We start from the raw sequence: 23,929 nt of genomic DNA, 5'->3' as shown, positions 1-23,929 counted from the left end.
GGTCGATCAGCCGTTCCATGCCTCGAACGGCAAGTCGAGATCGTCCGCGACCGCCTTGAAGGTGATCTTGCCCTTGTAGACGTTGAGGCCGGCGGCGAGGTGCGAATCGGCTCTCATCGCGGCCTCGGGGCCCTGGTTGGCGAGCTTGAGCACGAAGGGCAGGGTCGCATTGTTGAGTGCAAACGCCGAGGTGCGCGCGACCGCACCGGGCATGTTGGCGACGCAATAATGGATCACGTCGTCGACCAGGAACACCGGGTCCTCATGCGTCGTCGCGTGGCTCGTCTCGAAACAGCCGCCCTGGTCGATCGCGATATCGACCAGCACCGAGCCGCGGCGCATCGTCTTGATCATCTCACGCGTGACGAGCTTGGGCGCGGCGGCGCCGGGGACGAGTACTGCGCCGATCACCAGGCTGGCTTCCTTGACCGCCGCCGCGATCGCCGCCTTCGACGCGTATTCAGTCTTGATCTGCGACGAGAAGAACATGTCGAGCTCGGCGAGGCGATCGTTCGAAATGTCGTAGATCGTCACGTCCGCGCGCATGCCGACCGCCATCTGCGCGGCGTTGACGCCGGAGATGCCGCCGCCGAGGATCGCGACCTTCGCAGGCGCGACGCCAGGGACGCCGCCGAGCAGGACGCCGCGGCCGCCTTGCTCCTTTTCGAGGTAGTGCGCGCCGACCTGGACCGACATGCGCCCCGCGACTTCGGACATCGGCTTGAGCAGCGGGAGGCCCCCCTTGCGGTCGGTCACGGTCTCGTACGCGATGCACGTCGCGCCCGACTTCATCAGCCCCTCGGCCTGCGGCTTGTCGGCGGCGAGGTGAAGGTACGTGAAGAGGAGGTGGCTGGGCTTGAGCATCGCGATCTCGCTCTGCTGCGGCTCCTTGACCTTCACGATCATGTCGGCCTGGTCGAACACCTCCTGCGCGGTGCCGACAATGCGAGCGCCGGCGTCGGTATAGGCGCTGTCGGGGAAATCGATGCCCATGCCCGCCTTGGTCTCGACGATCACCTCGTGCCCGGCATGGGTGAGTTCGGCGACTGAGGCGGGGGTCAGCCCGACGCGATATTCGTGGTTCTTGATTTCCTTGGGGACACCGACTCGCATGGGGACTCTCCTAAATCCGAAGATGCGGGAATACCCCCGAACGCGCGGGAGAGGTTCGCGAAATTTTTCGCTTCGTGCGCTGCTGTCGGGATGATATCGCGCAACGGGGCCAAACAGAGGGAAGAATGCTCGATCCGCTCGATCGCAAGATCATTGCTCAGTTGGTTGCAAACTCCGACCTGACCAGCGCGGAGTTGGGCGGGAAGGTCGGGCTGTCGGCGAGCGCCGCACACCGCCGCGTTGGGCAATTGCGCGACCGCGGGCTGATCGCTGGGTTCCGCGCGGTGCTGTCGCGCGAGGCGCGGGGCAACCCGACGGTGGTGATGGTCAACGTCACGCTGAAGGACCAGCGCCAGGAGACGATGGCGGCGTTCGAGCGCGAGATCCTCGACGTCCCCGAGATCCGCGACTGCTTCCTGATGAGCGGCGAGGCCGATTACATGCTCCACGTCGAAGTCACACGCGACGACAGCTTCGAACGAATCCATCGAGAGACGCTATCGCGGCTGCCGGGGGTGACGCGGCTGGCCTCGCATTTCGTCATCCGCGAAGTGATTCGGCGCCCGTAACGATGCATCTATCCAGCGTTGCGGGCGTTTCTCCGCAATGCTAGGCCGCCACCGTGAACAGGGGCTTCAAACGGTCGTCATGACCATTCGTCTGATCGCGCGTACGTGAGCGCGGCGACTCCGCCAGAAAATGCGCTGCCGGCCGGGCGAGAGGATCCTCACGCCGGGCATGGCCACGGCAATGACGGCCTGATCAAGCTCGCGGTCGGCGCGATTGGGATCGTGTTCGGCGACATCGGCACCAGCCCGCTCTACGCGTTCCGCGAAACCTTCGCCGGGCACCACAAGCTCAGCCTCGACCTAGCGCACATCATGGGCGTCACCAGCCTGATGTTTTGGTCGATGATGGTGGTGGTGACGATCAAGTACGTCGCGATCATCATGCGCGCGGATAACAAGGGTGAGGGGGGTAGCCTCGCGCTGCTCGCGCTCATCTCGAGCAAGGCCGGCACCCGGAAATGGACCGCGGGGATCATCCTGCTCGGCGTGTTCGCGACTTCGCTCTTCTACGGCGATTCGATGATCACGCCCGCAGTGTCGGTGCTGTCCGCAGTCGAAGGTTTGGCGGTCGCGCAGCCCGGAATGGCGCATTTCGTGCTGCCGATCGCGATCGCGATCCTGATCTTCCTGTTCGCCATCCAGCAGAGCGGAACGGCAAAGGTCGGGTTGTTCTTCGGACCCGTGATGCTGTTCTACTTCGCGACGATCGCGACGTTGGGCACGATCAGCATCGTCGGTTCGCCCGAGGTGCTCAAGGCATTCTCGCCGACCTATGCGGTCGAATTCTTCCTGCTCGACCCGCACCGCGCGTTCCTCGCGCTGGGATCGGTTGTGCTTGCGGTGACCGGTGCCGAGGCACTGTACGCCGATATGGGGCATTTCGGGCGCAAGCCGATCGGGATGTCGTGGCTGGTCTTCGTGCTCCCGGCGCTGATCCTAAATTATATGGGGCAGGCGGCTTTGCTCACGCGGATGGGGTCGAAGGCGCTCGAAAGCCCGTTCTATCTGCTCGCGCCCGATTATCTCCAGCTCCCGCTCGTGCTGCTGGCGACCGCCGCCGCGGTGATCGCATCGCAGGCGGTCATTTCCGGCGCCTTCTCGGTCACGCAACAGGCGATCCAGCTCGGTTTCGTGCCGCGGCTGCGCATCGAGCATACCAGCGCCGCGACCGTTGGGCAGATCTACATCCCGCTGATCAACTGGATGCTGCTGACGATGGTCATCATCCTCGTCCTGTTCTTCCAGACCTCCTCAAACCTGACCAGCGCGTACGGAATCGCGGTGACGGGGGCGATGACGATCGACACCTGCCTGCTCGCGGTGGTGCTGTTCCGGCTGTGGCATTGGCCGAAATGGACCGCGATCCCGCTGCTTGCGCTGTTCTTCCTGGTCGATGGCGCCTATCTGACCGCGAACCTGACCAAGATCCCCGATGGCGGCTGGTTCCCGCTGTTGGTCGGGCTGATCGTGTTCACCATCCTGACGACCTGGGCGAAGGGGCGCCAGTTGATGATGGCGCGGCTGCGCGAGGGCGCGATGCCGATCAAGATATTCATCCAATCGGCGTCGAACCATGCCAGCCGCGTCCCCGGCACCGCTGTGTTCATGACCTCGTCGCCCGATGGCGTGCCGCATGCGCTGCTCCACAACCTCAAGCACAACAAGGTGCTGCACGAGCGGATCATCCTGCTGACGGTGAAGATCGCCGACGTTCCTTTCGTCGCGCTGCCGGAGCGACTGGCGCTCGATCATCTCGGCCACGGCTTCCACCGCGTCGTGCTGCGCTACGGCTTCATGGAAGAGCCCGACGTGCCGGCCGCGCTCGCCCTGGTCACCGGGTGCGGCGACAAGTTCAAGATGATGGACACCAGCTTCTTCCTTGCGCGCCAGACGCTGCTCGCGTCGAGCAAGCCGGGAATGGCGTTGTGGCGCGAGAAGCTGTTCGCGTGGATGCTGCGCAACGCCGAAAGCGCGATGGAATTCTTCCGCCTGCCGACCAACCGGGTGGTCGAGCTGGGGAGCCAGGTCGAGATCTAGTGAGCACGCCCGCGCCGATCATTGTGACCGCCCTTTTGGGGCGCGACGATCAGGCCTGGCTGGACCGGCAGCGTGCGGCGCACTTCCCGCGTGAGCGCAACTTCCTCGCGGCGCATCTGACGATGTTCCACCATTTGCCGCCCTCGCTGGCCGAGGAGGTGCGCGAGCAGCTGACGGCGGCGGCGCGGGAGGGTACGCCCGAAGCTCGCATCGCTGGGGTGATATCGCTCGGCCGCGGCGTCGCCTATCGCATCGATAGCTGGGCGCTCGAAGACCTTCGCGCGCAACTTGCCGACCGCTGGGCACCGGTGCTGACGCCGCAGGACGCAGCACCGTGGCGCCCGCACGTAACGATCCAGAACAAGGTCGAACCTGAGACGGCGAGGGCGCTGCTGACCGAATTATCCGCTGATTTCCGCCCCCGCGCGCTCGCGATTACCGGCTATGCCGCATCGTGGTATCGCGGCGGCCCGTGGGAGTCGTTGTCGCGCCATCTGTGCGCTTGACCGTCCCCGGAGCCCTACCTATAGCCCGCCGCTCGCGGCAACGCGGGCCTTTCGGGGCGGAGTAGCTCAGCTGGTTAGAGCACGGGAATCATAATCCTGGGGTCGGGGGTTCAAGTCCCTCCTCCGCTACCATGGCGTAGCCCGTTCCCTCGTCTTACCGCTTCATCGCCAGCAACGCCTGCGCGCGCTTCAGGTGCGGCAGATCGAGCATCGCTCCGTTCAGGCCGACGGTGCCCGCGCCGGGATTGGCGTCGAACGCGGCGACTATGGCTTCGGCGTGGGCGATTTCCTCGGGTGAGGGCGAGAAGGCGCTGTTGATGATCGGGACCTGGTCGGGGTGGATCGCGAGCATGCCTCGAAAGCCTGCGCGGCGGGCCTTGCGGGCTATCTTTTCGAGGCCTTCAGCGTCGCGGAAGTCGCCTTGGATCGTCTCGATTGCGCTGACCCCCGCCGCAGCGGCGCCGGTCAAGCACAAGGCGCGGAATAGCTGGTAGGGGAAGTCGTACTCGCCGTCGTCGCCCCGGTTGCTCGTCGCGCCGAGTGCGGTGGCGCTGTCCTCGGCGCCCCAGCTCAAGGCCGCCAAGCGCGGGCAGCCGGCGTAATTGCCGACGTCGAACACGCCTGCCGCGGTCTCGGTCGCGAGCACGAATATCGGGATCGCGCCTATCGCTAGCCCTGCCGCGGCTTCGATTGCTTCGAGGTAATGGTCGAGCCGCTCGGCGTCGGGCCGAGTCGCCTTGGGGAGAACGATGCCGTCGGGCTTCGCGGGTACGATCGCGGCGAGATCGGCCAGGGCGTGCGGCGTGTCTAGCGGGTTGATGCGGATCCAGTGCGGCTGGCGGCGGCGCGTGTTCTTGAGGTGATCGGCGACGGCCTGGCGAGCGTCGGGCTTGGCGCTTTCGGCGACCGCGTCTTCCAAATCGACGATCACGAGATCGGCGGCGCTGAGTCCGGCCTTCTCGAGCTTGCGCGGCGAATCGCCGGGGGCGAACAGGAGCGAGCGGGCGGCCAAGGGTTGGGCGAGCGGTGCGGTCATGCGGCGCATTGTGGCGAAGCGGCCGCGCCCGCGCTAGTGGGGCGTGACTATCAGGAGAGTATCATGCGCGAAGCCGTCATCGTCTCCACCGCCCGCACCGGCATCGGCAAGGCCGGGCGTGGCTATTTCAACGCGACCGAAGCGCCCGTGCTGGGCGCGCACGTGATGAACGCCGCGGTGGAGCGCGCAGGCATCGATCCGGCGCGGATCGACGACGTGTTTTATGGCGCGGGCAATGAATGGGGGACGCAAGGGTACAACGTCGCGCGCAATACGGTGTTCGCGGCCGGGCTGCCGACCAGCGTCCCGGCATTCACGCTCGATCGCAAGTGCGGCTCGGGCCTGACCGCGATCGCGCTCGCGGCGCGCGGGATCATGTGCGACGAGCTCGATGTGGCGCTGGCGGGCGGGATGGAATCGATCACGCTCACCATGAAGCAGGCGGGCAAGCCGTATCAGAACCAGTCGGTGATCGCGAAGAAGCCCTATGCCTATATGCCGATGATCGAGACCGCCGAGGTGGTCGCCGAACGCTATGGCATTTCGCGCTCTGCCCAGGACGGGTTCGCCGCGATGAGCCAGCAGCGTGCCTATGACGGGTTGCAGAACGGCGCGTTCGCTGAGGAGATCGTGCCGATCACGGTCGAGAAGGCGAATTTAGACAAGGAAGGCAATGAGATTGGACACGAATCTGTTACCGTGACGCAGGACGAGGGCATTCGTGGGGGGACGACGGCGGAGATCCTGTCCGGGCTGCGCACTGTCTTCAAGGACGGCCTGGTGGTGAAAGAGGGCCAGAACATCACCGCAGGCAACGCTTCGCAACTGTCGGACGGCGCGGCGGCGCAAATCCTGATGGAGCGCAAGGCCGCGGAGGCCGAGGGCAAGGACATTCTCGGCATCTATCGCGGTTTCCAGGTCGCCGGATGTGAGCCTGACGAAATGGGAATCGGGCCAGTGTTCGCGGTGCCCAAGCTGCTCAAGCGCGCCGGTCTGACGGTGGCGGACATCGGGCTGTGGGAGATCAACGAAGCGTTCGCGTCGCAATGCCTCTATTGCCGCGACACGCTGGGGATCGCCCCGGACAAGCTCAACGTCAACGGCGGCGCGATCGCGGTCGGGCACCCATTCGGGATGACCGGATCGCGGCTGACGGGCCACGCGCTGATCGAGGGACGCAAGCGAGGCGTGAGGTATGTCGTGGTGTCGATGTGCACCGCCGGCGGCATGGGCGCGGCGGGGCTCTTTGAGATTCCCGAGCGCTAGAGCACCCCGATCTGCTTCATCCACCGCTCGACAAGCTGCGGCCACAGCCCGACAGGCTGGTCCTTCTTGCGCAATCCGAAGGCGTGGCCGCCCTTCGCGAACAAATGCACCTCGGTCGACACGCCTGCCTTATCGAGCGCGCTGGCGTACATCAGGCTGTTGCAGATCGGGTCGGTGGGATCGTCCCATGCCTGCGCGATGAAGGTCGGCGGAGCCGTCTTGATGATCGGCAGCGCGGGATCGAACTTGGTGCCGTTGTCGCGGCAGATATGACCGGGATAAAGCGCGACGGCGAAGTCCGGACGGCTGCTGATCGTGTCGATCGCGTCGACGGGCTTGTATGTCGCTGCCAGGACGTTGCTCGTCTGCGCGACGAGATAGCCGCCCGCCGAAAAGCCCATCACGCCGATCTTGTTCGGGTCGATGCCGAGCTCTTTCGCCTTCGACCGGACCAGCCGGATCGTGCGTTGCGCGTCCTGCAGCGCGCGGGGGATCTTCGGCGTGATATGGTGCTTGAGATTGTCGTCCCAATATTCGTTGCCCCCAGGCGCGCGATATTTCGAAACGATGCAGGTGATGCCCTTGGCGGTCAGCCAGTCGCAGATTTCGGTACCTTCGAGTGTGATGAACACCATTTGGAACCCGCCGCCGGGGAAGACGACGACCGCCGTGCCGGTGTTGCGGTCCTTGGGGCGCATGATGGTCATCGTCGGGACGGCGATGTCGAGCACCGCTTCGGATTTGCCACCATATTCGGGCGGCTCCTTGTAGGTCCGTACATTTTCCGGTGGTTGCGGCATCAGCGTGCCGTCGGGCGGATCGGCGGGCCAGATCGGGAGCTGAGTCATTCCCGGGGCGGGTTGCCAGACGCCCGCGGTGGTGACGGGCTTGTCCTGGTCTGCCGTCGGCGCCGTCGATGCGCTGCAGGCCAAGCTGGTCAGCGCGAGCGCGCCAAGGATCGGCAAACTGAGACGGCGCACACGATTCTCCCGATAGCTCGCCTCAGCATCCGGCGGCGCTTGTCGCCAGGCAAGCTTTTCTGCGCGCCGTCGCACCTTGTTGTGGATAAGCGCGCGCCCAGATTTGCAGTGCCGGGCGCTTCGCCCTTAGGACGCGGTCATGACGACGCACACCACTCGAATGCTCATTCTCGGCTCCGGTCCGGCCGGGCTGTCCGCCGCGATCTATGGCGCGCGCGCCGGAATGGCGCCGATCGTCGTCCAGGGCATCCAGCCCGGCGGCCAGCTGACCACCACCACCGACGTCGAAAATTACCCGGGCTTTCGCGACGTCATCCAAGGCCCGTGGCTGATGCAGGAGATGCAGGCGCAGGCCGAGCATGTCGGCACGCGGATGATGTGGGACACGATCGTCGAAGTCGATCTGACTCGGCGCCCGTTCCGCCTCGTCGGCGACGGCGGCGATATCTACGAAGGCGAGGTGCTGGTGATCGCGACCGGCGCGCAGGCCAAATGGCTGGGGCTCGATAGCGAGGAAGCGTTGAAGGGGAAGGGCGTCAGCGCGTGCGCGACCTGCGACGGCTTCTTCTATCGCGGCAAGAAGGTGGCAGTGATTGGCGGCGGCAACACCGCTGTCGAGGAGGCGCTGTACCTGACCAATCATTCGCCGGATGTAACCTTGATCCACCGCCGCGACAGCTTGCGCGCGGAGAAGATCCTGCAGGAGCGGCTCCACGCCAACGACAAGATCAAGGTGTTGTGGAACAAGGAGGTCGAGAGCTTCGTCGACGGCGGCGGTACCGCCGGACTGGTCGCGCTCGAGCTGCGCGACACGGTGACGGGCGAGCTGTCGCGGCTCGACGTCGAGGGCGGGTTTGTGGCGATCGGGCACCACCCCGCGACCGAGCTATTTCGCGGCCACCTGGAGCTCGATGCGGATCATTATATCGAGGTCGAGACCGGATCGACGCGCACCAGTGTGCCCGGCGTGTTCGCGTGCGGCGACGTGATGGACAAAATCTATCGCCAGGCGGTCACCGCGGCAGGGACGGGGTGCATGGCCGCGCTCGATGCCGAGAAGTTCCTGGCCGAGGCCGATTTCGAGAAGATGGCCAAAGCGGCGGAATGAAGTGTCCCCTCCCTGGAAGGGAGGGGTTAGGGGTGGGTGGAGGCTAGGCGGTACGCAAGCCGCGCCCATACGCCATCCATATCGCGATACGTCGACCCACCCCCGGCCCCTCCCTTCCAGGGAGGGGAGAGTGCTAAGCCAGCGCTTCTCTCAGTTGCGAGGCAAGCCATTCCGCATCCCCGGCGCGCGCGAAGCTGTGGCTGTCGGTCGCGCATTCGCGCTTGTCGCCGCCATGCGGCCACGCACCCGCAAACCGGATCGCGGTATTGTCGCGGTTCGCCAGCAGGAAACGGTGCGGCGTGTCCGCCAGCGCCGCCGCCATGCGCTCGGCGATCTGGTTGCCAACCTCGCGTGGTGCGGCGGAAGCCTTTCGCAATCCCTTGATTGCTTTGCTGATATTAATCCCGCCGGTTGCGAGCCGCAGCCATTGCCTGGGGTCCTTTGCGCGACCGGCATAGAGCGATCTAATGGCATCAGCCGGGGGCAGGTTGTCGCCTTCATCGCCGACCCAAGGATTGGCGAGCACCAGCGAGTCGATCCCGGCGGTTCGATGGAACATCGCGAGCGCGGTCGCGGCGTCGCAATTGCCGAAGCCAGTGATGCGGCGAACGTTGGGCGCGAGCGTTCGGAATGCCTGGGCGGCGGCGGCGATATCGGGGCTGCTATGCTCCCAGCCGCGGTTCGAGCCTTCCGAATCCCCGATTCCGCGGCGGTCGAAGCGCAACACCGGGACACCGCCAGCCGCGAGGTCGGCCGCGAGCAGCGCCATGCCGCGATGCGCGCCGCAGCGGATCTCGTTCCCGCCCGACACGATCAGCAGCCCGGTCGCGCCATCGGCACCATCAAGCGTCCCGGCGAGCGTCTCGCCTTCGCACGGGAAGGCGATCAACTCGCGCATCGGGCGATCCACTCGGCAATGTCGTCGGCGAGCAGCGCCGCCAGCGCGGGGTCGTCGCCGGGCTCGCTTCGCCGCCACAAGGGCGCGCCCGCGACCTTGCGGTCGGCGACGGCGGGGTCGGTTTCGAGCCGCACCACCCGCACCGCACCTTCGCGGACGCAATCGGCGGCGGCGAGGTCGCGGAGCAGCGGGCGCGCGATGCGGTTGCCGGCGATGCTCACCGGCCCGCCCTCGTCGCTATAGGCGTTGAGGTCGATCTCAACCGGTTCGCCCGCTGCCTGCGCGGTGCGGAAAAGCTCACGGACCAGCGTCTCGCCCTTGGCCGGAGCAAGTTGCCAGCGGCTCGCCGCCATGACGTCATGGTCGAGCAGCGCTCCGCCACGAATCGTCATGCTGTGCACCGGCTGCCCGCCGCCGATCGTCTCGGCCGCCGCAGCCAACGCCGCCCGCCAGCCCGGCAGCATTGCATGTTCGGTCGCGACAATGCTCTCGTTGGTGCCCGGCAGATCGGGCAGCGCCCCGCCGATCCCGCGCTCGGCGAGGCGGCGGAGAAGTCCAGTCGCGAACGTGCGGGTACGATTGGCTTCCTCGAACAACGGCAGCGCGAGCACGACCTGCGGCGCGTCGCGCGGGCCGAACCGCGCGATTGCCTCGCGCCCGCCGGCCCAGTCGTACTGCTCGGTCAATCCTGGACCTTGCCGCGCGCGAATCGCGCCAGCGCGCCGAACGTCGCGAGCATGTCGCCATCGACCTCGTCGTCCTCGATCACGATGCCGAGCCGATCCTCGATCTCGGTGAGCACGCCGGCGACCGCCATCGAATCGAGTTCGGGCAGCGCGCCGAACAACGGCGTGCCGTCGTCGAACCGCGCGACGCGGGTTTCGCTCAACCCCAGCACATCCTTCAGAACGGCACGGACGGTGGAATCGACTTGGGTGGCGTGGCGCGTGATCATCGTTCCTCGCGGTTAGCCGCGAGCGCCGATATTGGGAAGTATGTTGGGAGATGCGCGTGGGACAGCTATCAGGGGCGCAATGATCCCGCTCGACCCCGTACCGCGCCTGATCGACCATTTGACGCTGCGCGGCGCGCCCGGCGACCCCGCGCTTAAGTCGCGCGAGGGCGTACTCGATTATGCCGGGCTGGAGGCGGCGGTCGGCGCGCTGGCGGGGTGGCTGGCGGGGCAGGGGCTGGCGCCGGGCGATCGCGTCGCGACGTGGCTGCCCAAGACACGGACTGCATGCCTGATGCCGCTGGCGGCGGCGCGGGCGGGGTTGGTGCACGTGCCGGTCAATCCGCTGCTCAAGCACCTGCAAGTCGAGCATATTTTGGATGACAGCGGTGCGGCATTGCTGCTGACGCAGGAAGCGCGGGCGGAGACGATCGGGCGGATGGCCTGCCGCGTCGTGACCCGCGACCCGCCGATGGACGGCGCGCCGCTGCCGCCGTCTAGTGCAGATCCTGATACGTTGGCGGCTTTGCTCTACACCTCGGGATCGACCGGGTGGCCCAAGGGGGTGATGCTCAGCCACGCCAATCTGTGGCTCGGCGCGATCAGTGTCGCGCATTACCTGCGGCTAACGTCCAGCGACCGTGTGCTCGGCGTGCTGCCGTTGAGTTTCGACTACGGTCAGAACCAGTTGTTCTCGACCTGGGCCGCGGGCGGGTGCGTCGGCCCCTTCGATTATCTCCTGCCGCGCGACGTCTATCGTGCGATCGAACGTGAGGGGATCACGACGCTTGCCGGCGTGCCGCCGCTCTGGGCTCAGATGCTTGAGATCGAGAGTCAGGGACTAAGGGTAACTAGCTTGAAGAGGATAACCAATTCCGGCGGCGCCTTGACGCGGCGAACTATCGAAGGCCTGCGCGCCCGATTCCCGGACGCCGATCTCTACCCGATGTATGGTCTGACCGAGGCGTTCCGTTCGACCTATCTCGACCCGGCGCTGGTCGCCGCCCATCCGGACTCGATCGGCCGCGCGATTCCGTTTGCCGAGGTGCTGGTGGTGCGCCCCGATGGCAGTCGCGCCGAACCGGACGAAGCAGGCGAGCTGGTCCATGCCGGGCGGTTGGTCGCGCAAGGCTATTGGCGCGACCCGGAGCGGACCGCGGCCCGGTTCCGCCCGGCACCCGCTTGGGCCGAGTCGCGCGGCGTGGCGGTATGGTCGGGCGATACGGTGGCAGCGGACCAAACTGGCCTTCTGCGGTTCGTCGGGCGCGACGATGAGATGATCAAGTCGGCGGGCAACCGGATCAGCCCGAACGAGATCGAGGAAGCGGTGACCGCCAGCGGCGAGACCAGCGAGGCGGTGGCGATGGGCGTGCCCGACGAAAAGCTCGGCCAGGCGATCGTGGTGATCGCCAAAGGCGACGGCTCGACCGAAGCGGCGTTGCGCGAGCGCTTGCGCCGGGAGCTGCCCAACTTCATGCAACCCATGCGCTACGAATGGCGAGCCGAGTTGCCGCGAAACGTCAATGGCAAGCTCGACCGCGCGCGGCTGAAGGGGGAAGTGACGTCATGAAGCCAATGGGGGCGATCCCGGCTGAATTGCGCGGTATGCAGCTGGCGATCGGCGGGCGGCCGGTCGCCGAACTGGCGACGCAGACCCCTGCGTTCATCTACGACATGACCATCGTCGCGGCTCGCGTCGCGCGGTTTCGCGCGGCATTCCGGGGCATCGACCTGCATTACGCGGTCAAGGCCAACCCGTTCGCGCCGCTGCTCAAGTCGATGGCGCCGTTGGTCGACGGGTTCGACGTCGCCTCGGTGGGAGAGCTCGAGCGGGTGCAGGCGCTAGGCAAGGCCGTCAGCTTCGCCGGACCGGGCAAGCGCGATATGGAACTGAAGGCTGCGATCAGCGCGGGCGTCACGGTCAATTTCGAAAGCGAAGCCGAGGCCGATCGCGCGCTAGCGATAGCGAACCGGGTGGGCAAGGCCCCGCTGCTCGCGGTGCGGGTAAACCCCGATTTCGAACTGCGCGGGTCGGGGATGCGGATGGGCGGGCGCGCTTCGCCGTTCGGCGTCGATGCCGATCGCGCCGCGGCGCTGGTGCGGCGCATCGTCGATTCCGGCGCCGACTGGCGCGGATTTCACATTTTCGCCGGGTCGCAGTCGCTCGATACGCAAGCCATTATTGATAGTCAGGCGCACACGCTCGAACTCGCCATTCGACTGGCGGATGAAATCGGCGCCATGCCGCCGTCGGTCAACCTCGGAGGCGGGTTCGGCCTTCCCTATTTCCCCGGTGAGGTGCCGCTCGACATCGAAGTGATCGGGGCGGCGCTCGCCCCGCGACTGGAGGCGTTGCCGCAGACGCGCTTCGCCATTGAGCTGGGTCGCTGGCTCGTGGGCGAGGCGGGCGTGTACCTTACTCGCGTGATCGACCGGAAAGGGAGCCGTGGCGAGACCTTCCTGGTGTGCGACGGCGGGCTCAACCATCAGCTCGCGGCGACCGGCAATTTCGGCACCGTCGTCCGGCGCAATTATCCGATCGCGGTCGCCACCGCCGCCCCCGACGCGCCGACCGAGACGGTCACCGTCGTCGGGCCGCTTTGCACCCCCCTCGATCGGCTCGCCGATCAGGTCGAGCTGCCCGTCGCCTGGCCCGGTGACGTCATCGCGATATTCATGGCCGGCGCGTACGGATTGACCGCCAGCCCCTGGGAATTTCTCGGCCATTCGCGCCCTGTCGAGCTGCTCGTCGGCGCGGCCCCTTCCACGGCTGCGTAATCCTAACGCTATCTTTACCCCCATCGGGCCATAGCCGCCGCTGAAAGTCTACGCACGCCGGAATGACGTCACCGGCATCGCAAGTGCGAGACAGGAGGCCGGTTATGCGTTTCACGAAGCTTTCCAAGACCTTGGTCCTGGTCGGCACCAGCGCGAGTGCGTTGACAGGGTGCGCCGGCGGCGGTGGCCGCCAGTCCTTGCCGCCCGCGGCATTCGTCGCCTCCAGGGAGCAACCTGGCGAGGAATATATGATCGGGCCGCTCGATCAGCTCAGCATCTTCGTGTGGCGCAATCCGGAATTGTCGGCGAAGGTCCAGGTGCGCCCCGACGGCCGCATCACGACGCCGCTGGTCAGCGACATGCCCGCGGTGGGCAAGACCCCGGCGATGCTCGCCGACGACATGAAGATCGCGCTGTCGACCTATATCAAGGATCCGATCGTCTCGGTGATCGTCGAGACGTCGCAGGGCACGTTCAGTCAGCAGATCCGCATCGTCGGCGCGACCGAAAAGCCGGCGTCCATCCCGTACCGCGCCAACATGACGTTGCTCGACGCGATGATCGCGGTCGGCGGGCTCAATCAATACGCCGCGGGCAATCGCGCACGGCTGATCCGCTACAACCGCGATACCGGCAAGCAGCAGCAGTTCAACGTCAAGATCGGCAAGCTGCTCAAGAACGGCGACCCGTCGGCCAACGTCCGGCTCGAGCCGGGCGACGTCATCATCATCCCCGAATCGATGTTCTGAGGGGACGCCGACGGTGAACAGCCTGTACGATGAACTGCGCGTCGCGCTTCATGCGATCTGGACCCGCCGCTGGCTAGCGCTGGCGGTGGCTTGGGGAATCGCGATCCTCGGCTGGCTGGTCGTCAGCCAGATGCCCAACCGCTATGAGGCGAAGGCGCGCGTGTTCGTCCAGATGGGACAAGTGCTGCCCGCCAAGATCGGCATCAGCACCGCCGAGCAGCAGAACGATGTCGATACGATCCGCCAGACGCTGACCAGCGCGGTCAATCTGGAAAAGGTCGTACGCGGAACCGATCTCGCCAACACCGTCTCGACCCCGCAGGACGTGGCGGACCGAGTTGCCGCGCTCCAGGTCAACATCCAGATCGTCGCGCAGCAGAACAATCTGTTCCAGATTACCGCGTCGGCGTCGAGCCCCAAGCTCGCGCAGCAGATCGTCGCCAAGCTGATCTCGATCTTCGTCGACCAGAACCTGTCCGACGACCGCAACGATACGCAGACGACGCTCCGCTTCCTCGACAGCCAGGTCGAGCAGATGCAGAACCGCCTGGCCGACGCCGACGCCAAGCGGACGCAATTCCAGACGCAATATCTCGGCTCGCTGCCGGGCACGGGTACGCTGCAGGATCGCATGTCGGCGGCGCGGACGCAAATGGCGCAGATCGACGGCGATCTCGCCGCCGCACAGACCAGCCTGGCTGCGATCAATGGTCAGATGGCGGGGACGCAGGCCAATGTGGCGGGCGCCAGCGGCGTCGCCGCTGGGCCGGCGCGCGCTCGCTTGGCCGCGATCGAGGGCCAACTCGCCGATGCGCGCGTCAAGGGGTATACCGACAGCCATCCCGACGTGATCGCGCTCAAGAGTCAGCTCGCGGCGGCACGCGCTGCGGCGGCGAACGAGCCGGCCGGCGCGGTCGGCGCGGGCGCGCAGCCCAATCCGGTCTATCTTTCGCTCAAGTCGATGCAGGTCGACAAACAGGCCGCGGTGGCTGCGCTCACCGCGCGCAAGGCCCAGCTTCAGGGCGACATGAACGCGATCATGGCGAAGCTCAACGGCGATCCCGCGGTCGCCAGTGAGCAGGGCCAGATCGAGCGCGATTATCAGGTCCTCAAGGACCAATACGACAAACTGCTCGGCGATCGCGAGGAAGTTCGCGTGCGCGAGCAAGCGCAGACTCAGACCGATTCGGTCAAGTTCCGGATCATCGATCCGCCGGTCGCGCCGCGGGCACCGGCAGCACCCAACCGTCCGTTGCTGCTGTTCGGCGTGCTGATCATCGCAATCGGGGGCGGCATCGGCGCGACGTTCGCGCTGTCGCAGATGAAGACCACCTTCGCGACCGCTGGGCGGCTCGAGAAAGCCACTGGGCTGCCGGTAATCGGATCGATCAGCGAGCGCGTGTCGCGCGCCGACGCGGCGCTGCGTCGTCGCAAGCTCAGGCTATTTGCCGGGGCTTCAGGCGGGCTGGTGGCCGCATTCGTCGGATTGCTTGCCGTTGAGATGCTGATGCGGGGGCTCGCGGCATGAACAAGCCGGTCACCAACAAGAACGGTTCGCTGCTCGAGCGGGCGGCCGAGGTCTACGACTTTTCGGCGCACTTCCGCACGCCCGCGATTCCCGAGAGCGATTTGCCGCCGGTGGCGGCGCCTAGGCCAGTTGCGGCCGAGCCGCCAAGGCCAGCGGTCGCGCCGATGTTCGCGCCTGCTCCGACCGTGCGGGCCGCGCCACCTATTCCGGATCGTGAAGTAGCGATCGATCGCGCGCTCCTTGCCGGCAACGGTCTGTTGGTGCCCGGCGCGGCGGTCGGTGTGCTCGCCGAGGAATTCCGTCTCGCCAAGCGCCAGTTGCTGCTGACTGCGCGGCGGTTGACCGCCGATCCGGCCAAGGCGCGGACGATGCTGGTCTGTTCGCCGAAGCCGGGCGATGGCAAGACCTATTGCGCGGTCAATCTGGCCATTTCGCTCGCCGCCGAGCGCGACTTGCGTGTGCTGCTGGTCGATGCCGACTTCGCCAAGCCCGACGTCATGAACCGGCTCGGTGTCGCCGATGGCCCCGGCCTGCTCGATGCGCTGTCCGACCCCTCGATCGATATCGAGCGCTGCGTGGTCGGCACCGATGTCCCGAACCTGAGCCTGCTGCCCGCAGGCGCCGGATCAACGGCGGACACTGAGCTGATCGCGAGCGATCGCACCCGCGCGTTGATCGAGCATTTGCTCGCCGCCGATCCCGATCGTGTGGTGATCTTCGATTCGCCGCCCGCGCTCGCCGCGTCGCCCGCTTCGGTGCTGGCGCTGCACGTCGGGCAAGTGATGCTAGTGGTCCGCGCCGACAGGACGTCGGAAGGCGAGATCCGCGACACGGTGCAGCGGCTCGAGGGCTGCGAGCATATCCAGCTTTTGTTGAACAAAGTCGCGTTCGCCCCAGGGGGGGACCGCTTCGGCAGCTATTACGGCCAGGAGGACGAGGGCCAATGATCGTTCGTATCGCAAGCGCAGCTGCGCTCGCGGCATTGCTGGCAGCGATGCCGGCGGCCGCACAGGACCGCGACGGCGGGGGCAACGGCAGCAAGGGGGGCAAGCGAGTCAGCGTCGCGCCCTATATCGAGCTGAGCCAGGTGCTGACCGCCGACATTCAGTCGGGCGACGTGCTGACCTATACCTCGGCTGCCGCCGGGGTGGATGCGTCGGTGGAGACGCAGCGCGTGTCGGTCAATCTGAGTGCTCGTTACGAGCACCAGTTCGCCTATGATTCGCAGTCGGGTGATGCCGATAACGTCACCGGCCTCGCCAACGCTCAGGTGCGCGTGACTCGCGGGCTGACGATCGACGGCGGCGCGATCGCGACTCGCGCGCGCACCGACATTCGCGGGGCGGCCCCGTCCTTCTTCACCAACGACCGCCGCAACGTCAGCAACGTCTATTCGGCCTATGTCGGCCCGACCTTGTCGACCGGCAGCGGCCCGATCGGGATCAACGCGCAATACCTGTTCGGCTACACCAAGGTGACCGAGCCCGGATCGTTCGGGGTCGCACCGGGCAGTCCGCCGATCGACTATTTCGACACGTCGACGACTCAGATGGCAAGCGCCTCGGTCGGCTTCAAATCGGGCACGGTTGCCCCGTTCGGCGCGACGCTGAGCGGCGGCTGGGACCGCGAGGACCAAGGCCAGCTCGACGCGCGGTTCGACGGACTCTACGCGCGGGGCGACGTCGTGCTGCCGCTCACCCCGACCTTCGCGGTCGAGGGTGGCGTCGGTTACGAGAAGATCACGTCGAGTTCGCGTGATCCGCAGATCGATGCTGGCGGCAATCCGGTGATCGATAATGCTGGCCGCTTCGTGACCGACGCCGCTTCGCCGCGCCGGATCGCGTATCGCACCGACGGCATTTACTGGGACGCCGGCGTGCTGTGGCGCCCGAGCCCGCGTACCTCGGTCGAGGCGCGAGTGGGGCGGCGCTACGATTCGTGGAGCTATACCGGGTCGATCAGCTATGCGCCCCGCTCGGGTGTGGGCCTGCAGGTCGGCGTCTACGACACGGTTGAGACGTTCGGCAACCAGCTCCAGCGCGCGATCCGCGGGCTGCCCAAGCAGTTCACCGCGACTCGCGACCTGCTGGCACAGCAGTTCAGCAGCTGCACGTTCGGAACCACCGGCGGCGGCGCGAGCGGGGCTTGCCTCAATTCGGTGTTCCAGTCGGTGTCGAGCGCGACCTATCGCGCGCGCGGTATCGACGGCGTGATCAGCATGACCCGTGGCGATACGCAACTCGGGTTCGGCGCTGGCTATGCGACGCGCAAATTCTATGCGCCGCAAAGTCCGGGCGTGGTGATCAACGGCATCAGCGACGACAGCTACTACGCGCAGATCTTTTCCTCGACCTCGATCGGCGCGCGCACGTCGCTCAGCGCCGATCTGTTCGCCAATTATTACGACAGCGGGTTGGCGCCTGGTATCTTCAGCCTAGGCGCGACGAGTTCGCTGTCGCGTAGCTTCGGCCGGATCGGGACCACTGCCTCGGTCGGCGTCTATACGTTCAGCCAGGACGGGCAGGACGACCAGACGCAGGCGCAGGCGACCCTGGGTGCCCGCTATCAGTTCTGACGACTTTTCCGGCGGCGTTGCCGCCCGCAAGGATGGTGACGATGTACGACGACCATTACGGATTGAGCGAACGCCCATTCGCGCTGACGCCCGATCCGAAATTCTGGTTCGATACCGCCACGCACAGGAAGGCGATGGCCTATCTCGGCTATGGCCTGAGCCAGAGCGAGGGGTTCATCGTCATCACCGGCGAGGTCGGGGCGGGGAAGACGACGCTCGTCGGTCATCTGCTGGCGACGATCGATCGCGAGCGGCTGCACGCGATCAAGCTGGTATCGACTCAGATCGAGGCCGACGATCTGCTGAGGATGGTCGCCGACGGACTGGGGGTGGAGACCGCCGGGCTCGCCAAGGCACAGTTGCTGGTCGCGATCGAACGCGGATTGCACGCGGTCGCGCGCACCGGACGGCGCACCTTGCTGATCGTCGACGAAGCGCAGGCGCTTCCCGTCACCGCACTCGAAGAGCTGCGGATGCTCTCCAACTTCCAGGCGGGGGGGCATGCGCTGCTGCAGATCGTGCTGCTCGGTCAGCCCGAATTCCGCGCCGCGCTCAACGGATCGGACCGGCTCGAACAGCTGCGCCAGCGCGTGATCGCGGTGCATCACCTCGATCCGATGGAACGCGACGAGGTCGAGCCCTACATGGCGCACCGCCTGACGCTCGCCGGGTGGAAGGGGCGGCCGGACTTTACCGAGGATTCGCTCGATGCGCTGTATCGCGGATCCGACGGCGTGCCGCGCCGATTGAACCAACTCGCCGCGCGCGTATTGCTCCAGGGCGCAATCGAAAAGATCGACGTGATCGACGGCAAGCTAGTCGACCTGGTCGCGGCGGATATCGCCGGGGACATGCCCGTCGTCGCATCCGCGCCGTTGCCGTCGCCCGCGGTCCAGCCGCGCGGGGTGCCGTTGCCGATGTCGGCGCCGGCCAACGACGCGATCACGATCTCAGCGGACCGCTTCGCGGCCATCGAGGCTCGGCTCGAGGAACAGGATTCGGCGCTTCGCCGGGTGCTGTCGTTGCTGGTCGACTGGGTAGAGGGTAACGAGGCGGCCGCGGCGCGCGGCGGCCGCGCGGCCTGACGCCGCGACGCGGGGAACCACCATGCTGAACGGCCTGTCGGTCGACGTCGAGGAGTGGTTCCAGGTCGGCGCGTTCGAACGCGTGATCGCCAAAAGCGACTGGGACGGGCTCGACAGCCGCGTCGCCTACAACACCGGCAAGGTGCTCGACCTGTTCGGCGAGAGCGGGGTCAAGGCGACCTTCTTCACGCTGGGCTGGGTGGCGGAACGCCATCCCGCGCTGATCCGCCGAATCGCCGACGAAGGGCATGAAGTGGCGAGCCACGGCTGGGACCATGATCGCGTGTTTACGATGGACGCCGCAGCGTTCCGTGCCGACCTCAAGCGCGCCCGCGCCGCGCTCGAGGATGCATCGGGGCAGAAGGTCACCGGCTATCGCGCACCAAGCTTCTCGATCGACCAGCGCACGCCTTGGGCGCACCAAGTGTTGGCCGAGGAAGGCTATACCTATTCGTCGAGCATCGCGCCGCTACGCCACGATCATTACGGCTGGGCGGAGTCGCCCAGGCACGCCTGGCGCCCGGTCGCGGGGTCCGAACTGATCGAACTGCCGATCACGCTCGCCGCCGTAGCAGGGCGCCAGATCGCGACCGGCGGGGGGTTCTTCCGGCTGTTTCCAGCGGCGATCACCGACAAAGCGGTGGCGCGGAGCAACGCCGAGGACGGGCGCCCGGCAATCTTCTATTTCCATCCTTGGGAGGTCGATCCCGGCCAGCCGCGCGTCGCGCGCGCGCCGCTCAAGTCGCGATTGCGGCATTACAGCCGGTTGGGATCGATGACGGGCAAGCTGCGCGGGCTGGTATCGCGGCACGATTGGGGGCGGGTGGATGCGGTCGCCGCGAGCGAAGCGGCGCGATTGTCGTGAACGCGCCGATCTCCACTTTGGTCGCGGCCGAGCAAGCGGACCTGGCCGATGCGGGCGTTCGCGCGCGGATCGACGATTACGTCCGCGCGCACCCGCGGGCGACGCCGTTTCACCTGACCGGCTGGAACGTCGCGGTGGCGCGCGCGTGCGGTCAGACCGCGCATTGCCTGATCGCGCAAGCCGCCGACGGCGAGATCGCGGGCGTTCTGCCGCTGACCGAAATCCGCTCGCCTTTGTTCGGCAAGGCGTTGGTGTCGACCGGGTTCGCGGTTGATGGCGGAATCCTGACTCGGCGCGAATCGATCGCCGAGGAATTAGCAGCGGCGGCCTGGTCGCTGGCCGAGAAGATCGGCTGCCCCAGCCTCGAACTGCGCGGCGGCCCGGCGCCGGGCGAAGGGTGGATCGTCGATGACACCACCTATCTCGGTTTTGCGCGCGATCTCGCGGGCGACGACGATGCCGAACTGCTCGCCATCCCGCGCAAGCAGCGCGCCGAGGTGCGCAAGTCGCTCGACGCCGATCTCCAGATTGCGATCGGTAACTGGCCGAACGACCTCGCGATGCATTACGAGGTGTTCTCGCAAAGCGTCCGCAACCTCGGCACGCCGGTGTTCCCGGCCAAGCTGTTCCGCGAGGTGGCGAAGGAACTCGGCGACCATGCCGACATCGTCACCGTCACTCACCGCGGCACGCCGCATGCCAGCGTGTTCAGTCTGTACCTCAACGGCATTGTCTATCCGTTCTGGGGCGGCGGCACGCGCGAGGCGCGCGCGCTCAAGGCGAACGATCGGCTCTATTACGAGCTGATGTGCCACGCCCGGCGGCGCGCCTGCACGCGCTATGATTTCGGGCGGTCGAAGGCGGGGACGGGGGTTGCCGCGTTCAAGAAGAATTGGGGGTTCGAGGGCGTGCCCTTGCGCTACGCCAAGCGCGTAGCCGACGGCGCGGCGCCGCGTGAAACGAACCCGATGAGCCCCAAATACCGGCTGCAGGTCGCTTTGTGGAAGAAGCTGCCTTTGTGGCTGGCCAATGCGGTGGGGCCGGTGATCGCCAAAGGACTCGGCTGATGGCCGTGCTGTTCCTTGCGCATCGATCGCCGTTCCCGCCCGACCGGGGCGACAAGATCCGCGCGTATAATATCCTGAAATATTTGGCCGCGCGGACGCCGGTGCATCTGCTCGCTTTCGCCGACGACAAGCGCGATCTCGACAGCGCGGGCCTCGCGTCGTTGACCGCAAGCTGCAAGATCGTTTGGCGAGGTAAGTCGCGGGTTGTGGCGATGCTGGAGGCGCTGGCGAGCGGCAAGCCTGCATCGCTGACCGCCTTCGACAGTGCCGAAATGCGAGCGGCGGTCGCCGACGTGCTCGGGCGTGGAGATATCGACACGATCTACGTCTTTTCGGGGCAGATGGCGCAATACCTGCCTGAGGGTACCAGGGCGCGGGTGATCATGGATTTCTGCGACATGGATTCGCTCAAGTTCGCCGACTACGCGAAAACCGCTACGGGCCCGATGCGCTGGCTGATGCAGCGCGAGGCGGACAGGCTGTTTGCGTTCGAGCGACAGGTCGCTGGGCGAGTAGAGGCCAGCCTGTTCGTCAGTGCTGCCGAGGAGGAACTATTCCGCGCGAGGACTCGTGCCGCGAAGGTCCGGGTGGTCGAGAACGGGATCGACACCGATTTCTTCGGTCCAGCGGCAAGCTTCGATGCGGTGGACGAACGAGGCCCGCTGATCGTCTTCACCGGGCAGATGGATTACCGTCCGAACACCGAGGCGGTAGCGTGGTTTGCGCGCGACGTGCTTCCCGCGGTCCGCGCAGCGCACCCGCAGGCGCGTTTCGCCATCGTCGGGCGCAACCCCGGCGAGGCGGTGCGCGCGCTCGCGGGCGAGGCGGTGATCGTCACCGGCGAAGTCGCCGACGTACGCGGGTGGCTGGCGGCGGCGGCGTGCGTGGTGGCGCCGCTCAAGATTGCGCGCGGGGTGCAGAACAAGGTCCTCGAAGCCATGGCGATGGCGCGGCCGGTGGTCGCGAGCGACGCGGCGGCGGAAGGGATCGACCATGCCGGCACGATCCGTTGCGCGCACGATGCGGCGGCGTTCGCCGGTGCGGTGATCGATCTGCTCGATCACGCCGAAAAAGGCGACGCGCTCGGCGCCAAAGCGCGGGCGCGCGTGCGTGAGCGGTACGGCTGGGATGCGCGGCTGGCGCCGCTCGACGCGTTGCTCGGCTGGCCGCCGGCACCGGCGCGGGATGCGGCATGACCGCCGTCGCGCACCCCGTGTCGAACACGCTTGAGCTCGCGCCGAGCTGGCGCCGGCCGCTCGTCGCCTTGGGCGTGCTCTGGGCGATCCTGCTCGCGATGTTCCGCCACGATGTCGGCGATCTCGTCACGCTCTACTGGACCAATACGACCTTCGGGCATTGCCTGTTCATCGCGCCGGTGATCGGCTGGCTGGTCTGGGTTCGTCGTAGCGAACTCGCGCAACTGAAGCCGCAAGCATGGGCGCCGGGCCTCGCCCTGGTCGCGGCGGGCGGATCGAGCTGGTTGCTCGGCGATGCCGGTGGCGTGTCGTTCGCGCGGCACCTGGGGCTCGTCATGATGCTGCAGGGCGCTGTGCTGACGACGCTGGGGCCCAACGTCGCGCGCGGGCTGTTGTTTCCGCTCGGCTATGCGCTGTTCCTCGTGCCGTTCGGCGATTTCCTCGAGCCGCCGCTGCAGACGGTGACGGTGTGGATCACGATGCATTTGCTCCACCTCATCGGCGTGCCGGCGACGGTGGACGGCGTGCTGATCACCGCGGGGGGCAAATATTTCGAGGTGGCGGAGGCGTGCTCGGGGTCCAAGTTCGTGATCGCGATGGTCGCCTATGGCGTGCTCGTCGCCAACCTTTGCTACCGCAGCTGGCCGCGGCGGACCGCGTTCATGGGGATGGCGGTAGTGGTGCCGGTGATCGCCAACGGAATTCGCGCGTTCGGGACGATCTATGCGGCGGTGCTAACCAGCGTCGAGCAAGCGACCGGGTACGACCATATCGTGTTCGGCTGGGTGTTTTTCGGGCTGGTGATGGCGGCGGTGCTTGCGATCGGCTGGAAATGGTTCGACCGCGCGCCCGACGCGCCGGCGTTCGATCCTGCCACGCTGCAAGGCGGGGTCCGCTGGCCGCTCGACGTTGCGGTTGCGGGAGCCTTGGTACTCGCGACTGCGGCGGTATTCCCAGCCTGGGCGACGGCGATCGATGCGTGCGCGCAGATGCTTCCCGCGCATATCGATCTGCCTGCGGTGCCGGGATGGAGCCGCGCGCCCGTCAGCGTCCGCGCACCGTGGACGCCGCATTATCCCGGCGCGGACCATCAATTGTTCGGGCGCTACGTCGATGCCGAGGGCAACGCGGTCGACCTGGCGGTCGCGGTGTACGGCAGCCAGCACGAAGGCAAGGAGGTCGTAGGGTTCGGCGTCGGTGTGATCGAGCAGGACGATCGCTGGGTGACGATCGAGGGACTCGACGATCTCGCGGGCGGCAGCGTGATGCGGATCACCGCGCCGGGGCCGGTGGAGCGGCAAGTCGCGACGTGGTACCGCGTCGGCGATGTCCTCACCGCAAGCCCCAAGATCGTGAAGCTCGAAACGCTGAAGGCCAAGCTGTTCGGCGGGCCGCAGCGCGCGGTCGCGATCCACGTGTCGGCCGAGGTTCTGCCGGGGCACGATCCGCGCGCGGCGATGGCGAAGTTTCTGAAGTCGCTCGGGCCGCTCGACATGCTCGCCGACCGCAGCGCGGGGATGGCCAAATGACTCAGTCCGTCATTCCGGCGCAGGCCGGGATCGCTGGCCGAACCGCGCTCTCGCCAGTGACCCCGGCCTGCGCCGGGGCGACGCGCTAGGGA

The 23,929-nt window shown here is 66.7% G+C and carries 22 protein-coding genes and 1 tRNA gene; 17 read left to right on the top strand and 6 right to left on the bottom strand.

Translation table 11 applies throughout. From position 1 onward, the window contains the following. Nucleotides 1-6: 6 nt before the first annotated feature. On the bottom strand, nt 7-1,113 hold the full coding sequence (ald, locus tag VH326_RS05380; protein WP_329630750.1) for an alanine dehydrogenase: 1,107 nt from the start codon (nt 1,111-1,113) through the stop codon (nt 7-9). 125 nt (nt 1,114-1,238) lie between these two features. Between ald and VH326_RS05375 the strand changes: the two genes are divergently transcribed. The 4 genes from VH326_RS05375 to VH326_RS05360 all read left to right on the top strand — a co-directional run bounded on the left by VH326_RS05375 (nt 1,239) and on the right by VH326_RS05360 (nt 4,357). Then, on the top strand, nt 1,239-1,682 hold the full coding sequence (locus VH326_RS05375) for an Lrp/AsnC family transcriptional regulator (RefSeq protein WP_329630749.1): 444 nt from the start codon (nt 1,239-1,241) through the stop codon (nt 1,680-1,682). Nucleotides 1,683-1,817: 135 nt separating this feature from the next. After that, nucleotides 1,818-3,719: a potassium transporter Kup gene (locus VH326_RS05370; protein ID WP_329630803.1), complete on the top strand. Its 1,902-nt coding sequence runs from the start codon at nt 1,818-1,820 to the stop codon at nt 3,717-3,719. Continuing rightward, nucleotides 3,719-4,225: a 2'-5' RNA ligase family protein gene (locus VH326_RS05365; protein ID WP_414714248.1), complete on the top strand. Its 507-nt coding sequence runs from the start codon at nt 3,719-3,721 to the stop codon at nt 4,223-4,225. The genes VH326_RS05370 and VH326_RS05365 overlap by 1 nt, the downstream gene beginning before the upstream one ends. Nucleotides 4,226-4,280: 55 nt before the next feature. Then, a tRNA-Met gene (locus tag VH326_RS05360) sits at nt 4,281-4,357 on the top strand. Nucleotides 4,358-4,379: 22 nt separating this feature from the next. On the opposite strand, the gene VH326_RS05355 is transcribed toward VH326_RS05360, so the two are convergent. Next, entirely contained in the window at nt 4,380-5,261 is an 882-nt protein-coding gene (locus VH326_RS05355) for a CoA ester lyase (RefSeq protein WP_329630748.1), read from the bottom strand. A gap of 63 nt (nt 5,262-5,324) precedes the next feature. Between VH326_RS05355 and VH326_RS05350 the strand changes: the two genes are divergently transcribed. After that, nucleotides 5,325-6,527 carry an acetyl-CoA C-acyltransferase gene (locus tag VH326_RS05350; RefSeq protein WP_329630747.1) on the top strand — a complete coding sequence of 401 codons (1,203 nt, stop codon included), beginning with the start codon at nt 5,325-5,327 and terminating at the stop codon, nt 6,525-6,527. On the opposite strand, the gene VH326_RS05345 is transcribed toward VH326_RS05350, so the two are convergent. After that, complete coding sequence (locus VH326_RS05345; RefSeq protein ID WP_329630746.1) at nt 6,524-7,507, bottom strand: alpha/beta hydrolase; 984 nt, start codon at nt 7,505-7,507, stop codon at nt 6,524-6,526. The genes VH326_RS05350 and VH326_RS05345 overlap by 4 nt on opposite strands. A gap of 139 nt (nt 7,508-7,646) precedes the next feature. Here VH326_RS05345 and trxB point away from each other — a divergent pair, with 139 nt between their 5' ends. Beyond that, a complete protein-coding gene (gene trxB / locus VH326_RS05340) occupies nt 7,647-8,615 on the top strand; it encodes a thioredoxin-disulfide reductase (RefSeq protein ID WP_329630745.1) in 969 nt (322 codons plus the stop codon). A gap of 133 nt (nt 8,616-8,748) precedes the next feature. On the opposite strand, the gene VH326_RS05335 is transcribed toward trxB, so the two are convergent. From VH326_RS05335 to VH326_RS05325, 3 genes are read right to left on the bottom strand one after another with little or no spacing between them, the layout of a single operon-like run. After that, the gene (locus tag VH326_RS05335; RefSeq protein ID WP_329630744.1) at nt 8,749-9,513 is read right to left on the bottom strand and encodes a hydrolase 1, exosortase A system-associated; all 765 of its coding nucleotides are present in this window, start codon (nt 9,511-9,513) and stop codon (nt 8,749-8,751) included. Then, a complete protein-coding gene (locus VH326_RS05330) occupies nt 9,501-10,199 on the bottom strand; it encodes a hypothetical protein (RefSeq protein ID WP_329630743.1) in 699 nt (232 codons plus the stop codon). The genes VH326_RS05335 and VH326_RS05330 overlap by 13 nt, the downstream gene beginning before the upstream one ends. Continuing rightward, nucleotides 10,196-10,468: an acyl carrier protein gene (locus tag VH326_RS05325; protein ID WP_329630742.1), complete on the bottom strand. Its 273-nt coding sequence runs from the start codon at nt 10,466-10,468 to the stop codon at nt 10,196-10,198. Before VH326_RS05325 ends, VH326_RS05330 begins: the two co-directional genes overlap by 4 nt. A gap of 79 nt (nt 10,469-10,547) precedes the next feature. Between VH326_RS05325 and VH326_RS05320 the strand changes: the two genes are divergently transcribed. From VH326_RS05320 to xrtA, 11 genes are all read left to right on the top strand, one after another. Further along, a complete protein-coding gene (locus VH326_RS05320) occupies nt 10,548-12,035 on the top strand; it encodes an AMP-binding protein (RefSeq protein WP_329630741.1) in 1,488 nt (495 codons plus the stop codon). Then, nucleotides 12,032-13,243: a pyridoxal-dependent decarboxylase, exosortase A system-associated gene (locus VH326_RS05315; RefSeq protein ID WP_329630740.1), complete on the top strand. Its 1,212-nt coding sequence runs from the start codon at nt 12,032-12,034 to the stop codon at nt 13,241-13,243. The genes VH326_RS05320 and VH326_RS05315 overlap by 4 nt, the downstream gene beginning before the upstream one ends. A 104-nt stretch (nt 13,244-13,347) precedes the next feature. Continuing rightward, nucleotides 13,348-13,992, top strand: coding sequence for an XrtA/PEP-CTERM system exopolysaccharide export protein (locus tag VH326_RS05310; protein WP_329630739.1), 645 nt, complete (start codon nt 13,348-13,350; stop codon nt 13,990-13,992). Between the two features lie 13 nt (nt 13,993-14,005). After that, a complete protein-coding gene (locus tag VH326_RS05305) occupies nt 14,006-15,520 on the top strand; it encodes an XrtA system polysaccharide chain length determinant (RefSeq protein ID WP_329630738.1) in 1,515 nt (504 codons plus the stop codon). Next, nucleotides 15,517-16,467 (top strand): AAA family ATPase, encoded by a 951-nt coding sequence (locus tag VH326_RS05300; protein WP_329630737.1) that lies wholly within the window; start codon nt 15,517-15,519, stop codon nt 16,465-16,467. The genes VH326_RS05305 and VH326_RS05300 overlap by 4 nt, the downstream gene beginning before the upstream one ends. Continuing rightward, nucleotides 16,464-18,095 carry a hypothetical protein gene (locus VH326_RS05295; RefSeq protein ID WP_329630736.1) on the top strand — a complete coding sequence of 544 codons (1,632 nt, stop codon included), beginning with the start codon at nt 16,464-16,466 and terminating at the stop codon, nt 18,093-18,095. Before VH326_RS05300 ends, VH326_RS05295 begins: the two co-directional genes overlap by 4 nt. Before the next feature lie 41 nt (nt 18,096-18,136). Continuing rightward, nucleotides 18,137-19,180 (top strand): XrtA/PEP-CTERM system-associated ATPase, encoded by a 1,044-nt coding sequence (locus VH326_RS05290; protein ID WP_329630735.1) that lies wholly within the window; start codon nt 18,137-18,139, stop codon nt 19,178-19,180. A 22-nt stretch (nt 19,181-19,202) separates the two neighbouring features. Then, nucleotides 19,203-20,045, top strand: a complete 843-nt coding sequence (locus VH326_RS05285) for an XrtA system polysaccharide deacetylase (protein ID WP_329630734.1) — start codon at nt 19,203-19,205, stop codon at nt 20,043-20,045. Beyond that, nucleotides 20,042-21,112: a FemAB family XrtA/PEP-CTERM system-associated protein gene (locus VH326_RS05280; protein WP_329630733.1), complete on the top strand. Its 1,071-nt coding sequence runs from the start codon at nt 20,042-20,044 to the stop codon at nt 21,110-21,112. The genes VH326_RS05285 and VH326_RS05280 overlap by 4 nt, the downstream gene beginning before the upstream one ends. Beyond that, on the top strand, nt 21,112-22,308 hold the full coding sequence (locus VH326_RS05275; protein WP_329630732.1) for a TIGR03087 family PEP-CTERM/XrtA system glycosyltransferase: 1,197 nt from the start codon (nt 21,112-21,114) through the stop codon (nt 22,306-22,308). Before VH326_RS05280 ends, VH326_RS05275 begins: the two co-directional genes overlap by 1 nt. Further along, nucleotides 22,305-23,837: an exosortase A gene (xrtA, locus tag VH326_RS05270; RefSeq protein ID WP_329630731.1), complete on the top strand. Its 1,533-nt coding sequence runs from the start codon at nt 22,305-22,307 to the stop codon at nt 23,835-23,837. Before VH326_RS05275 ends, xrtA begins: the two co-directional genes overlap by 4 nt. Nucleotides 23,838-23,929 lie beyond the last annotated feature (92 nt).

The organism is Sphingomonas sp. (genome assembly GCF_036269755.1).
GTDB lineage: Bacteria > Pseudomonadota > Alphaproteobacteria > Sphingomonadales > Sphingomonadaceae > Sphingomonas.
The sequence above is the reverse complement of the archived record's forward strand: the minus strand, read 5'-3'. Positions and strand labels throughout refer to the sequence as shown.

What these genes read in the sequence shown, in the direction of transcription:
- xrtA (WP_329630731.1), top strand. Translation starts at nt 22,305, where the DNA reads ATGACCGCCGTCGCGCACCCCGTGTCGAACACGCTTGAGCTCGCGCCG.
- VH326_RS05295 (WP_329630736.1), top strand. Translation starts at nt 16,464, where the DNA reads ATGATCGTTCGTATCGCAAGCGCAGCTGCGCTCGCGGCATTGCTGGCA.
- VH326_RS05300 (WP_329630737.1), top strand. Translation starts at nt 15,517, where the DNA reads ATGAACAAGCCGGTCACCAACAAGAACGGTTCGCTGCTCGAGCGGGCG.
- VH326_RS05310 (WP_329630739.1), top strand. Translation starts at nt 13,348, where the DNA reads ATGCGTTTCACGAAGCTTTCCAAGACCTTGGTCCTGGTCGGCACCAGC.
- VH326_RS05375 (WP_329630749.1), top strand. Translation starts at nt 1,239, where the DNA reads ATGCTCGATCCGCTCGATCGCAAGATCATTGCTCAGTTGGTTGCAAAC.
- VH326_RS05320 (WP_329630741.1), top strand. Translation starts at nt 10,548, where the DNA reads ATGATCCCGCTCGACCCCGTACCGCGCCTGATCGACCATTTGACGCTG.
- VH326_RS05285 (WP_329630734.1), top strand. Translation starts at nt 19,203, where the DNA reads ATGCTGAACGGCCTGTCGGTCGACGTCGAGGAGTGGTTCCAGGTCGGC.
- ald (WP_329630750.1), bottom strand. Translation starts at nt 1,113, where the DNA reads ATGCGAGTCGGTGTCCCCAAGGAAATCAAGAACCACGAATATCGCGTC.
- VH326_RS05350 (WP_329630747.1), top strand. Translation starts at nt 5,325, where the DNA reads ATGCGCGAAGCCGTCATCGTCTCCACCGCCCGCACCGGCATCGGCAAG.
- VH326_RS05290 (WP_329630735.1), top strand. Translation starts at nt 18,137, where the DNA reads ATGTACGACGACCATTACGGATTGAGCGAACGCCCATTCGCGCTGACG.
- VH326_RS05355 (WP_329630748.1), bottom strand. Translation starts at nt 5,261, where the DNA reads ATGACCGCACCGCTCGCCCAACCCTTGGCCGCCCGCTCGCTCCTGTTC.
- VH326_RS05325 (WP_329630742.1), bottom strand. Translation starts at nt 10,468, where the DNA reads ATGATCACGCGCCACGCCACCCAAGTCGATTCCACCGTCCGTGCCGTT.
- VH326_RS05335 (WP_329630744.1), bottom strand. Translation starts at nt 9,513, where the DNA reads ATGCGCGAGTTGATCGCCTTCCCGTGCGAAGGCGAGACGCTCGCCGGG.
- VH326_RS05315 (WP_329630740.1), top strand. Translation starts at nt 12,032, where the DNA reads ATGAAGCCAATGGGGGCGATCCCGGCTGAATTGCGCGGTATGCAGCTG.
- trxB (WP_329630745.1), top strand. Translation starts at nt 7,647, where the DNA reads ATGACGACGCACACCACTCGAATGCTCATTCTCGGCTCCGGTCCGGCC.
- VH326_RS05275 (WP_329630732.1), top strand. Translation starts at nt 21,112, where the DNA reads ATGGCCGTGCTGTTCCTTGCGCATCGATCGCCGTTCCCGCCCGACCGG.